This is a genomic window from Finegoldia magna ATCC 29328, from assembly GCF_000010185.1.
Classification (GTDB): Bacteria; Bacillota; Clostridia; order Tissierellales; family Peptoniphilaceae; genus Finegoldia; species Finegoldia magna_H.
On the sequence record NC_010376.1, the window covers coordinates 1,209,416 to 1,222,289 of the forward strand.

Below are 12,874 nucleotides of genomic sequence, written 5' to 3' on the forward strand. Positions count from 1 at the left end.
ATCGTTGTGATAAAGGGCGTTTATTTTAGTTATTCAAATAATTTTTCAAGAATTCTTTAACTCTTTCGTGTTTTGGATTTGTAAACATTGTATGTGGATCTGTATCTTCGATAATATATCCTTCGTTCATAAAACATACTCTTGTAGACACATCTCTTGCAAATTGCATTTCATGAGTTACAACTACCATTGTCATTCCAGTTTCTGCTAGTTTTGTCATTACTTGTAATACGTCGTTTACCATTTCTGGATCTAGTGCGGATGTTGGTTCGTCAAACAACAAAACTTCTGGATTCATGCATAACGCTCTCGCAATGGCAACTCTTTGTTTTTGTCCACCTGATAGCATGCTTGGTTTCTTATGAGCATGTTCTATCATTCCTACAAGTTCCAAATATTTTTTAGCTTCTTTAACAGCCGATTCCTTGTCTCTATTCAAAACTTTGATCTGAGCGACAGTGCAATTATCCATTACACTCATATTTTCAAACAAATAAAATTGTTGAAATACCATACCTACTTTGGATCTGAATTTATTTTGGTTAAACTTCGAAGAAAGTATAGATTCACCATGATACAATATATCTCCACCTGTTGGTTTTTCTAAAAGGTTGATGCATCTTAGCATAGTAGACTTTCCAGATCCTGATGATCCAATTATAGATAATACTTCTCCTTTTGATATCGTGAAGTTAATATCTTTTAAAACTTCTACTCCGTTGTAGTTTTTCTTCAAATGTTGTAATTCTATTATTTTATTTTCCACTGAACATTCCTCCAGTCGTAGCTTCCATTATATATTCTTTGTTGTTAGATTTCTTTTCAATGTACAAAAGAATTCTTGTCAATGAGAATGTCAATACAAAATAGATAACGCATGTAACTGCGTAAGTTTCAAATATATTATATGTTGAACCTGCGATTGATTTAGATACAAAGAATAATTCAGTAACGCTGATTACGTTCAATACCGATGTATCTTTGATGTTAATTACAAATTCATTTCCTATTGATGGCAAAATATTTTTAATAGCTTGTGGCAAAATTACATTAATCATTGATTGTGAATGTGTCATTCCCAATGCCTTGCAAGCTTCCATTTGTCCAACATCGACAGAATTAATTCCACCACGTACAACTTCTGACAAATAAGCTCCTGTGTTTACACTTACTATAAATAGTGCCGCACTAATTGGCGCCATATCAATTCCAAGATACAATTTTGCTCCAAAATAAATCAACATTGATTGTACCATCATTGGTGTTCCTCTAAATATTTCAACGTAGCAAGCAAGGATGAAATTGATAAATTTGTGAAGATAATAAGTGAATTTATTTTTGTCCTTATCTAATTTCATGTTTCTAATTACTGCAACTAATATTCCAATTAAAAATCCGATAATTGTTGAAACACTGGCAATGAACAAGGTCATCAATGCACCTTTTAAGAAAAGTGATCCATATTCGTTGAATATGCTTTTTACTTTTGATAAGAATCCTTGTGGTTGGTCTTTTTCCACGTTTAATCTTACCATTTCTTGCATCAACTTATCTCTTTCTTCTTGACTGATTTTCTTCAAAGCTTCGTTGATTTTTCCTGTCAAATCGGAATTTTTCTTCACACCAATAGCAATTGATGTGTCTTCAGCTGAAGTTTCAAATCCTTTACCTTTTTCAAATTCAATGTATGAAAGTTCTGCATTAGATGCTTCTGCACTCAATGCTTGTGGTTTTTCAGAAACATATCCGTCTATTTTTTCTGCCAAAACTGCTGAAAGCATTGATGGGAAACTTTCCATTGCAGGTAGTTTATCGCAATCTTTTATTTGATCGATTACTGAATAGTGGAATGTATTTAATTGTCCTGTGATTTTAAATCCCTTTAAATCATTTAATGATTTCGCGTTAATGTATTTGCTGTCTTTTTTAGTTACAATTACCAAATCAGAGCTGTAATAAGTATCTGAGAAATCAATTTGTTCTTTTCTTTCTTTCGTTGGACTCATTCCCGCAATTATTGCATCAACTTTACCGCTCATAACTGCCGGTGCAAGTCCGTCCCATTCCATTTTTATTACAACTAATTTTTTGCCCAAATTATCGGCAATTTTCTTAGCTATTTGCAAATCGTATCCGTTTGCATATTCCCCCTTGCTGTTATCTATAGGATAAGCACCATTAGCATCTGTCGATTGTGACCAGTTAAATGGTGCGTAGTTTGCCTCCATTCCAATTACAAATGTATCTTTTTCTGCAAAAGATTCATTGTTTACGAAAACAAACATCATCATTAGTATCATAACTATGCTGGTGAGTTTTCTTGTAAAATTTTTCATTTACTCCCCCTTTTAATATTCAATATCCATTAAATACAATCCACTAGGTTCTATAGTGATTCCTGCAGACTGCCTGTCTTTATTTTCCAAAGCATTTTTTAGCCAATCAATGCTTTTTCTTCCTCTTGCTACATCAACCATGCTTCCAACCAAAATCCTGACCATATTTCTAAGAAAACTTTCTGCCTTGAAAGTGAACACAATATCGTCGTCTATTTTTTCGATAGTAATTTCATCAATAGTTCTAACTGGATTGATATCTTCTTCCAAATCATTAACAAATGAAGTAAAATCATGTTTTCCAATGAGCATATCTCTGCATTTTAGTAACAAATCAAAATCTAAGTAGTATTTTCTGTGACCTTTATAATCATTAAACCAAGGCTCCATATAGTATTTGTTACATAAAATGTATTTATATGTTTTTGATTTGGCACTAAATCTCGCATGAAAATCCAAATCCATTTCTTCTGATTTTACTATGACAATTGAATCACTCGTGAAGTGATTAACCCCCATTAGAAATTGATTCGCAGAAATATCTGTGTCAACAATGAAGTTACATACCTGACCTTTTGCGTGAACTCCCTTGTCAGTTCTTCCAGCACCATTGATTTTAACTGGTTGATGAACCATTTTTGTAACTGCTTTTTCTATTTCTAGTTGTACGGATGGCAAATCATTAAGTTTTTGCCATCCGTAAAATTTTGAACCATCATATTGAACTGTCAGTTTTATGTTTTTCATACTATTCTACTCACGATAATTAAAACGAATAATAAAATTATAACTCCATAAGCAAAGAAATCTCGTTTTTGATACGACAATTCGTTAAGCCTTGTTCTACCTTCTCCTCCACGATAGCATCTTGCTTCCATTGCAACTGCAAGTTCTCCAGCAATTTTCAATGCATTGATAAATAGTGGAACTAAAAGTGGCACAAGATTTTTCGCTCTTTTAATTATATTTCCAGATTCAAAGTCTGCTCCTCTTGCCATTTGAGCTTTCATTATTTTGTCTGTTTCTTCAAATAATGTCGGAATAAATCTTAGAGCTATTGTCATCATCATTGCAAATTGGTGAGCAGGAAATCCAATCTTTGTAAAAGGATGTAGCATTTTTTCCATAGCATCCGTTAATTCTATCGGAGAGGTTGTCAAAGTCAATAAGCTTGTTCCTAAAACCAAAAATATCAATCTGAATGCCATGAAAAATCCCAAATTCAATCCAGATTTTGTAACTGTGAATATTCCCCATTTCCACACAACTTCACCTGGTGTCATCAATACATTTAGTATAAATGTCAATAAAATAATAGGTATGAGTGGTTTCACTCCTTTAAACACAAAATTTGGTTTTATTTTTGAAATTTTAATAATAGCAATTAGAAACACCAATACTGGTGCATACACCCAAAGTTTACTTATAAGAAATATAGCAATAATATAGAAAAATACAAAAGTAACTTTGACTCTTGGATCAAGCTTGTGAATTATACTATCAGATGCAAAATATTGACCAATTGTTATATCTTTTATCATGATTTTGCCTCCATAGCTTTTTTGATGCTTTCATAAGCTTGTTCTACATTTAAACAATCTGTTTTAACGTCGAATCCTTTTTCTTTCAGTCTTCTGACTACTTGTGTGGATTGTGGAATGCTAAGTCCAATTTGTTTTAGTTCTTTTTCCTTACTAAACACAACTTCTGGAGTATCATCCATGAAGATTTGACTTTTGTCGATAACAATTACTCTGTTGCAAAGTTTTGCGATATCTTCCATGCTATGACTTACTAAAATAACTGTCATATCTTCTCTTTCGAAAAGTTGTTTTATTTGATTTAAAATCATATCTCGACCCAATGGATCAAGCCCTGCAGTTGGTTCGTCCAATACCAAAAACTTAGGTTTCATCGCCAAAACGCCAGCGATTGCAACTCTTCTTTTTTGACCACCAGATAATTCAAATGGTGATTTTTCTTTCATGTGTTCTACATCTAATCCAACAGCATCACATGCCCATTCTACACGTTCTTTGATTTCTTCATCTGTTAGTCCCAAATTTTTTGGTCCAAATTCAATATCCTTGTAGCATGTCTCCTCAAACAATTGATATTCTGGATATTGAAATACTAATCCAACATTTTTTCTGATATCTGTTTTGACTTTTGTTCTTGTTGATATCCCATCGACAATTACATCTCCACTTGTAGGTTCTAGTAATCCATTCAAGTGTTGTGCAAGAGTTGATTTACCACTACCAGTGTGTCCTATTATACCGATAAATTCTCCAAGATTAATCTCCAAATTGATATCTTTGAGAGCGACTTTTTCAAAAGGATTTGATTTGTTATAAATATGTTCTAAATTTTTGCATTCTATCTTCATACCTATCACCTAACATTCTCCCAAAGCTTCTACAAGTTCGTCAACAGTTAGGACATCACGTCTCACATTAATATTTGATTTATTTAAAAGATAACTAATTTCAGTAGGTTCTGGAACATCAAGTCCAATTTCTTTCATTTGCTCCACATTTGAGAAAACTTCCCTCGGAGTTCCTTCTAGAACCACATCTCCCTCATTAATGACAATTATTCTGTCTGCATTTACACACTCTTCCATGTAATGTGTAATATGGATTATTGTTTTGCCCATTTCTCTTAGTTTCAAAACAGTATCCAAAATATCTTTTCTTCCTTGAGGATCAAGCATTGCTGTTGGCTCGTCCATTAACAAACATTTTGGATTCATCGCAAGTATGCCAGCAATAGCAATTCTTTGTTTTTGACCACCAGACAACAGTGCTGGAGAATGTCTCTTGTACTCAGTCATTCCTACAAGTTCAAGGCAATCATCTACTCTTTTGCGAAGTTCTTCTCTTGGTACTCCCAAATTTTCTGGTCCAAATGCAACATCTTCTTCAACTATTGTAGCTACCAATTGGTTATCTGGATTTTGAAATACCATTCCGCACATCTCGCGAATATTCCACAAATTATCATCATCTTTTGTGTTCATATTCCCAACTAAAATATCGCCTTCTGTTGGAATGAATTGAGCATTGATGAGTTTGGCTAGTGTAGATTTTCCAGATCCGTTGTGACCCAATACGCAGATGAATTCTCCTTCTTTAATATCTATGTTTAAGTTCTTTAAAACTTTTTTTGATGAACCTTCATATTGAAAACTTAAGTTTTTTATTTCTATGATGTTTGTATCTTTTTTCATCAAAACTCCTTAATTTTAGAAAAAAAGGGATGCAAATTCACATCCCTTAATTCTTAAATATTATTTATCTTCATCTTGTAATGATTCGTAATTTCCAGATATTATAGTAGATTCTTCAGCTTCTTCAGAATCATTTGACGCTTGTGCTTTTTCAGCTTCAATCATATCATCTTCAGCTTTACCATCATAATCTACTTCAATTCTGTCATATTTTGCTATTCCTGTACCAGCAGGTATTAATTTACCAATTATTACATTTTCTTTTAAGCCTATTAAGTGATCTACTTTTCCTTTAATAGATGTTTCTGTTAATACTCTTGTAGTTTCTTGGAATGATGCTGCAGACAAGAAACTTTCAGTTGCAAGTGATGCTTTTGTGATACCCATCAAGGAATGAGTTCCTGTTGCCGGAGTTTTTCCTTCTTTGATAAGTTGTTCATTAGTCATCTTGAAATCTCTTGCATCTACTACGCTGCCTGATAAGAATCCTGAATCGCCACTTTCTTCAACTTTGATTTTGCTCATCATTTGTCTGATTATAATTTCGATGTGCTTATCATCAATGTCTACACCTTGTAGTCTGTAAACTTTTTGAACTTCTCTAATTATATAATCACGAACGCCTTCTGCTCCGTTAACTCTTAGAATATCTTGTGGATTGATTGAACCTTCTGTTAATGGTTCACCTTTTTCTACATGATCTCCCTCGTTAACTCTGATGTGAGCGCCGTATGGAATTTGATAAACTTGTTCTTCTCCGTCTTCACTAGTTACGATTACATCATTTCTCTTCTTGTTTTCTTGAATTTTTACAGTACCTTCTATTTCAGTAATGTAAGCAAGTCCTTTTGGTTTACGAGCTTCAAATAACTCTTCAACTCTAGGAAGACCTGATGTGATTCCTACTCCGGCGATACCACCTGAGTGGAAAGTTCTCATTGTCAATTGCGTACCCGGTTCACCGATTGATTGTGCAGCGATAATACCAACTGCTTCACCAATGTTTACTGGCTTACCAGTAGCTAAGTTTCTTCCGTAACATTTAGCACAAACACCGTGTTTCATCTTACATCCAAGAACACTTCTTACTTTAACTTCTTTGATACCTTTTGATTCTATTCTTTCAGCGATTGCTTCATTAATCATATCATTTTTATGAACAATGATTTCTCCAGTATCCAAATCAAGAATATCTTCAAATGCATATCTACCGATAATTCTAGATTTTAAATCTTCAACTTGTCTGTTTCCGTCTTTGATTTCTTTTGCAACTATATACTCATCAGTACCACAATCATCTTCAGTTATGATAACATCTTGTGATACATCTACAAGTCTTCTTGTCAAATATCCAGAGTCCGCAGTTCTAAGAGCTGTATCTGATAGACCTTTTCTTGAACCGTGAGTTGAAATAAAGAACTCTTGTACGGAAAGACCTTCACGGAAGTTTGATGTGATAGGAATTTCGATTGTGTTACCAGCAGTATCGGACATAAGACCACGCATACCACCTAATTGTCTGATTTGGTTTTCACTACCACGGGCTCCAGAAACGGCCATGATATTCAAGTTGTTGTCGGCAGGAAGATTTGTCATCAACGCTCTAGTTACATCTTTAATACATTGTTCCCAAATTTCGATAACTTTCTTGTATCTTTCTTCGTTAGTAATATCCCCTTGAAGATAGATATCTTGAACCATATCAATTCTTTGTTCTGCTTGTTCAATAATTCCCTTCTTAGAATCAGGAATTGTAATATCTCCCATTGATATTGTCAATGCACCGATTGTGGAATACTTGTATCCCATAGACTTAATGTAGTCTAACAATTCAGCAGTTCTGATATTTCCATATCTTCTGAAAGTTAAATCAATAATTTTAGATAGCATTTTCTTATCAACTTGTAAATCAACTTCAAGTGAGTATGGATCTTCATTTCTATTTACCATTCCCAAATCTTGAGGGATTCCTTCGTTGAAAATAAATCTACCGACAGTGCTTTCTACAATTTTACTTGTTCCATCGTTATTTACACTGTTACGTCTAACTTTTACTATTGTTTGCAATGTTACATAATGCATTGCATAAGCCAACATCATTTCATCAATATCTTTGAAGATTAAGCCTTCGCCTTTTTGACCTTCTTTTCTAGTAGTCATATAGAATGAACCCAATACCATATCTTGTGAAGGAGTTGTAATTGGCTTACCATCTTTTGGTGCAAGGATGTTATTTGTACTTAACATCAAAAGTCTAGCTTCTGCTTGTGCTTCTGGTGAAAGTGGCAAATGGACTGCCATTTGGTCACCGTCAAAGTCCGCATTGTATGCAGTACATACCAATGGGTGAAGTTTGATAGCTTTTCCTTCAACTAATATTGGTTCAAATGCTTGAATACCAAGTCTGTGCAATGTCGGTGCACGGTTTAATAATACTGGATGATCGACTATAATATCTTCCAAAACATCCCACACTTTGTCGTTTTCTCTTTCTACTAATTTCTTAGCGTTTTTAACGTTGTGTGAAATTTCTCTCTTAACTAATTCTCTAATTACAAATGGTTTGAATAATTCAAGAGCCATTTTCTTAGGAAGACCGCATTGATAGAATTTCAAATTTGGTCCGATAACTATTACTGAACGACCAGAATAGTCAACTCTCTTACCTAACAAGTTTTGTCTGAAACGACCAGATTTACCTTTTAACATATCTGACAAACTCTTCAATGGTCTGTTGCCAGGTCCTGTTACAGGTTTTCCACGTCTACCATTATCAATAAGAGCATCTACTGCTTCTTGAAGCATTCTTTTTTCGTTTCTTACAATGATTTCAGGAGATCCAATATCCAATAATCTTTTTAGACGATTGTTTCTGTTGATAACTCTTCTGTATAAATCATTCAAATCACTTGTAGCAAATCTTCCGCCTTCAAGTTGTACCATTGGTCTGATATCTGGTGGAATTACTGGAATTACATCCATAATCATCCATGATGGATCATTTTTTGATTCGATAAATGCTTCAACAACTTCAAGTCTTCTTAAAATTCTAACTTTCTTTTGTCCAGTTGATCCTTCAAAAGTTTCAGTTAAGTTTTTGTATTCTTCTTGTAAGTCTATCTTTTGAAGAAGTTCTTTTATTGCTTCAGCTCCCATTTTGGCTCTGAAATCAACATCTTCTTCGTACTTGTCACAATATTCTTCGTATTCTTGTTCAGTTAATAATTGTTTTTCATATAAATCAGTCTTACCTGGATCTATAACTACAAATGATGCAAAATAAAGTACTTTTTCAAGTGCTCTAGGACTCATATCCAATAACAATCCCATACGTGATGGAATTCCTTTGAAATACCAAATATGACTTACAGGAGTTGCAAGTTCAATGTGGCCCATTCTTTCACGTCTAACTTTTGATTTTGTAACTTCTACACCACATTTTTCGCATACAATGCCCTTGTATCTTATTCTTTTGTACTTACCACAATTACATTCGTAATCTTTTGTAGGTCCAAATATTTTTTCACAGAATAAACCTTCTTTTTCAGGTTTTAATGTTCTATAATTTATAGTTTCTGGTTTTTTAACTTCTCCCCAAGACCATTGTCTAATTTTGTCTGGTGAAGCCAAACCAATTTTCATAGCTTCAAAAGTATTTTTTTGTACCAAGGAGCCCTCTCCTTTCTTATAGTCTATCATCGCTGCCGAATTCATTAGAATCATCATCTTCTTCTATTAATTCGACTTCTTCATTGTTTTCATCAAGTAATTTAACATCCAATGATAATGATTGAAGTTCTTTAATTAAAACTTTGAATGATTCAGGAATTCCTGGTTCAGGAATATTTTCACCTTTAATAATCGCTTCATAAGTTTTAACACGACCTACAACATCATCTGATTTAACAGTTAAAATTTCTTGAAGAGTATGAGCTGCACCGTATGCCTCTAATGCCCAAACTTCCATTTCTCCAAATCTTTGTCCACCGAATTGAGCTTTACCACCCAATGGTTGTTGAGTTACAAGAGAGTATGGTCCAGTTGATCTAGCATGGATTTTTTCTGCAACCATGTGGTGTAGTTTTAACATATACATGTATCCTACAGTTACTGGGTTATCGAAGTATTCTCCTGTTCTACCATCTCTTAACCAAATCTTTCCTGTTTTTGGATATCCTGCTTCTTTCAAAGCATCTTCTATTTCAAGGTCGCTTGCACCATCAAATACTGGTGTAGCAACTTTCCAACCTAATTTACTAGCAGCAAGTCCCAAGTGAACTTCAAGTACTTGTCCGATGTTCATACGACTTGGTACCCCTAATGGGTTAAGAACTACTTGTACTGGTGTACCATCTGGTAAATATGGCATGTCTTCTTCTGGCATAATTCTAGAAACGACACCCTTGTTACCGTGACGACCACACATTTTGTCCCCTACCATGATTTTTCTCTTAGTAGCTACGAATACTCTAACTACCTTATTAACACCTGGTGATAATTCGTCTCCGTTTGCTCTTGAATAAGTCTTAACGTCAACTACAACACCAGATTCACCATGAGGAACTCTCAATGAAGTATCTCTTACTTCTCTAGCTTTTTCGCCAAAGATTGCTCTCAATAATCTTTCTTCAGCAGATAATTCTGTTTCTCCTTTTGGAGTAACTTTTCCTACTAAAATATCTCCTGATTTTACTTCAGCACCAATTCTTATAATTCCTTCATCGTCAAGATTCTTTCTCATATCTTCCCCAATATTTGGAATATCTTTAGTGATTTCTTCGGCTCCTAATTTTGTTTCACGAGCTTCTGATTCGTGTTCTTCTATATGAACAGATGTCAATACATCATCTACAACTAATTTTTCGTTTAATAACATCGCATCTTCGTAGTTGTAACCTTCCCATGTCATGAATGCTATTAGGATGTTCTTACCTAAAGCCATTTCTCCCATATGAGTACTTGGACCGTCTGCGATTATATCATCAACATCAACCTTGTCACCTTTATTTACGATAGGTCTTTGGTTGAAAGTTGTACCTTGGTTTGCTTTTTTAAATTTACGAATAGTGTATTTGTCAACTTTTCTATCTTCATCACGAGTGATTTCAATAATATCTGAAGATACTTTAGTAACTGTACCTTTGTGTTTTGCTTTTACAACTACACCAGAGTCTTTTGCAGCCTTGTGTTCAATTCCTGTACCGATAATTGGTGCTTGAGTTGCCAACAATGGAACTGCTTGTCTTTGCATGTTTGAACCCATCAATGCACGAGTGGCATCGTCGTTTTCCAAGAAAGGAATCATAGCTGTACCTACAGATACGATTTGTTGTGGACTAACGTCCATGTAGTCGATAAGTTCTCTTGGATAAATATCATTTTCGCCGTTGATACCACGACCAGAAACTCTTTCATTTATAAATCTAGAATTTTCATCCAATGGTTCGTTTGCTTGTGCAATTATATATTTATCTTCTTCATCAGCTGTCAAATAAACAATATCTTCAGTAACTTCTCCAGTTTCTTTGTCTACACGTCTGTATGGAGTTTCTAAAAATCCATATTCATTAGTTGTAGAATAAGTTGTCATGGAAGTTATAAGACCGATATTTGGTCCTTCTGGTGTTTCTATCGGACAGATTCTACCGTAGTGAGAGTCGTGAACGTCACGCACTTCAACGCCTGCTCTGTCTCTTGACAAACCACCTGGTCCCAAAGCCGACAATCTTCTCTTGTGAGTAAGTTCTGCCAATGGGTTTGTTTGTTCCATAAATTGTGACAACTGACTTGAACCAAAGAATTCTTTGATTGCAGCAGTAACTGGACGAACGTTGATTAATGATTGTGGAGTTGCCAAGTCAGGGTCTTGTGTACTCATTCTTTCTCTTACAACTCTTTCCATTCTTGATAAACCAATTCTGAATTGATTTTGCAACAATTCACCAATAGTTCTTACACGTCTGTTACCTAAGTGGTCGATATCATCAGTTGAACCAATTCCAAAGAATAAATTGAATTCGTAGTTAATTGATGCCAAAATGTCTGAATGTATTATGTGAATTGGAGATAATTGATGAACATTTTCTTCAATCGCTCTTCTGATTGATTTTTCGTCATCATTTTCTTCCAAAATCTTTTCCATAATTGGATAATAAACTTTTTCTGACAAATTCAAATCAGATAAATCCATATCCAAACCAAAACTATCCAAATCGACAAAGTGGTTACCAATAACACGAACGCTTTGACCTTCATGTCCTACAACATCAACAACATTGATACCAGCGTTTTCGATTTCGATTGCCATTTCTTCAGTAATCAAATCTCCTGCAGTAGCCAAAATTTCTCCTGTTGATGTATCCACAACATCTTCTTTTGCTTTTTGATTAGTAATTCTATCTCTTAAAGATAATTTTTTATTGAATTTGTAACGTCCTACCTTTGCTAAGTCGTATCTTCTACTGTCGAAGAACATGTTGTTAATCAAAGGTTCTGCACTTTCCAAGGATGCAGGATCACCCGGCTTTAATTTCTTGTAAATTTCAATTAAAGCACTTTCTCTGTCTTTTGAAATTTCTTTTTCGAGAGTCTTTCTTAAAATTTCAGAATCTCCCATAGCTTCAATTATTTCATCATCAGTGTCAAATAATAAAGCTCTAAGTAATGTAGTAACAGGTAATTTTCTAGTTCTATCTATTCTAATATTCACTACACCACTTGCATCAGTATCCATTTCAAGCCAAGCACCTCTATTTGGAATAACTGTAGATGCAAAGTTGCTGTTACCTGATTTGTCAATTTCTTCGGCGAAGTAAACACCAGGACTTCTTACAAGTTGGCTTACAATTACCCTTTCAGCACCATTGATGATAAATGTACCGCTGTCTGTCATCAAAGGGAAATCACCCATAAAAACTTCTTGTTCTTTTACTTCTTCTGTGTCGGTGTTAATTAATCTTACTTTCACTTTTAACGGGCAAGAATAGTTAGTATCTCTGTCTTTTGCCTCTTGGATTGTGTATTTTGGATTTTCTTCAAAATAATAATCCACAAATTCCAAAACAAGACTTCCCGCATAATCTTTAATAGGACTAATGTCTTCAAAAACTTCCTTGATACCTTTTTTTACAAACCAATCGAAACTGTCAGTTTGAATGCCAATAAGATTTGGAAGTCCCAAAACATTTTTGTTCCTAGAAAAGCTAACTCTGTCCGTTACTCCATACTTTTCAGTATGCATATACTTCACCCCTTATACTATCTTAAACTCCTAAATAATCTACTTTATAGCATAATTATCCATTTT

Annotated in this window: 8 protein-coding genes; all 8 read right to left on the bottom strand. The window is 34.2% G+C overall.

Features of this window, described 5'->3' with window-relative positions; genetic code table 11:
- Positions 1-25: 25 nt before the first annotated feature.
- The 8 genes from FMG_RS05875 to FMG_RS05910 are packed head-to-tail and all read right to left on the bottom strand — an operon-like array spanning position 26 to position 12,808.
- Positions 26-766, bottom strand: a complete 741-nt coding sequence (locus FMG_RS05875; protein WP_012290835.1) for an amino acid ABC transporter ATP-binding protein — start codon at positions 764-766, stop codon at positions 26-28.
- On the bottom strand, positions 756-2,336 hold the full coding sequence (locus FMG_RS05880) for an ABC transporter permease subunit (protein WP_012290836.1): 1,581 nt from the start codon (positions 2,334-2,336) through the stop codon (positions 756-758). Before FMG_RS05880 ends, FMG_RS05875 begins: the two co-directional genes overlap by 11 nt.
- Before the next feature lie 12 nt (positions 2,337-2,348).
- Positions 2,349-3,083: a tRNA pseudouridine(38-40) synthase TruA gene (gene truA / locus FMG_RS05885; RefSeq protein ID WP_012290837.1), complete on the bottom strand. Its 735-nt coding sequence runs from the start codon at positions 3,081-3,083 to the stop codon at positions 2,349-2,351.
- The gene (locus FMG_RS05890) at positions 3,080-3,877 is read right to left on the bottom strand and encodes an energy-coupling factor transporter transmembrane component T family protein (RefSeq protein ID WP_002837191.1); all 798 of its coding nucleotides are present in this window, start codon (positions 3,875-3,877) and stop codon (positions 3,080-3,082) included. Before FMG_RS05890 ends, truA begins: the two co-directional genes overlap by 4 nt.
- A complete protein-coding gene (locus FMG_RS05895) occupies positions 3,874-4,725 on the bottom strand; it encodes an energy-coupling factor transporter ATPase (RefSeq protein WP_002837274.1) in 852 nt (283 codons plus the stop codon). The genes FMG_RS05890 and FMG_RS05895 overlap by 4 nt, the downstream gene beginning before the upstream one ends.
- A gap of 9 nt (positions 4,726-4,734) precedes the next feature.
- Positions 4,735-5,568 carry an energy-coupling factor transporter ATPase gene (locus FMG_RS05900; protein WP_012290838.1) on the bottom strand — a complete coding sequence of 278 codons (834 nt, stop codon included), beginning with the start codon at positions 5,566-5,568 and terminating at the stop codon, positions 4,735-4,737.
- 60 nt (positions 5,569-5,628) lie between these two features.
- Positions 5,629-9,267 (bottom strand): DNA-directed RNA polymerase subunit beta', encoded by a 3,639-nt coding sequence (rpoC, locus tag FMG_RS05905; RefSeq protein ID WP_187362819.1) that lies wholly within the window; start codon positions 9,265-9,267, stop codon positions 5,629-5,631.
- Entirely contained in the window at positions 9,254-12,808 is a 3,555-nt protein-coding gene (locus FMG_RS05910; RefSeq protein ID WP_012290840.1) for a DNA-directed RNA polymerase subunit beta, read from the bottom strand. The genes rpoC and FMG_RS05910 overlap by 14 nt, the downstream gene beginning before the upstream one ends.
- Positions 12,809-12,874: the final 66 nt, after the last annotated feature.

Bases quoted from the DNA above. Each gene is read 5' to 3' on its own strand.
- FMG_RS05880 (WP_012290836.1), bottom strand. From the start codon at position 2,336: ATGAAAAATTTTACAAGAAAACTCACCAGCATAGTTATGATACTAATG.
- truA (WP_012290837.1), bottom strand. From the start codon at position 3,083: ATGAAAAACATAAAACTGACAGTTCAATATGATGGTTCAAAATTTTAC.
- FMG_RS05890 (WP_002837191.1), bottom strand. From the start codon at position 3,877: ATGATAAAAGATATAACAATTGGTCAATATTTTGCATCTGATAGTATA.
- FMG_RS05895 (WP_002837274.1), bottom strand. From the start codon at position 4,725: ATGAAGATAGAATGCAAAAATTTAGAACATATTTATAACAAATCAAAT.
- FMG_RS05900 (WP_012290838.1), bottom strand. From the start codon at position 5,568: ATGAAAAAAGATACAAACATCATAGAAATAAAAAACTTAAGTTTTCAA.
- rpoC (WP_187362819.1), bottom strand. From the start codon at position 9,267: ATGATAGACTATAAGAAAGGAGAGGGCTCCTTGGTACAAAAAAATACT.
- FMG_RS05910 (WP_012290840.1), bottom strand. From the start codon at position 12,808: ATGCATACTGAAAAGTATGGAGTAACGGACAGAGTTAGCTTTTCTAGG.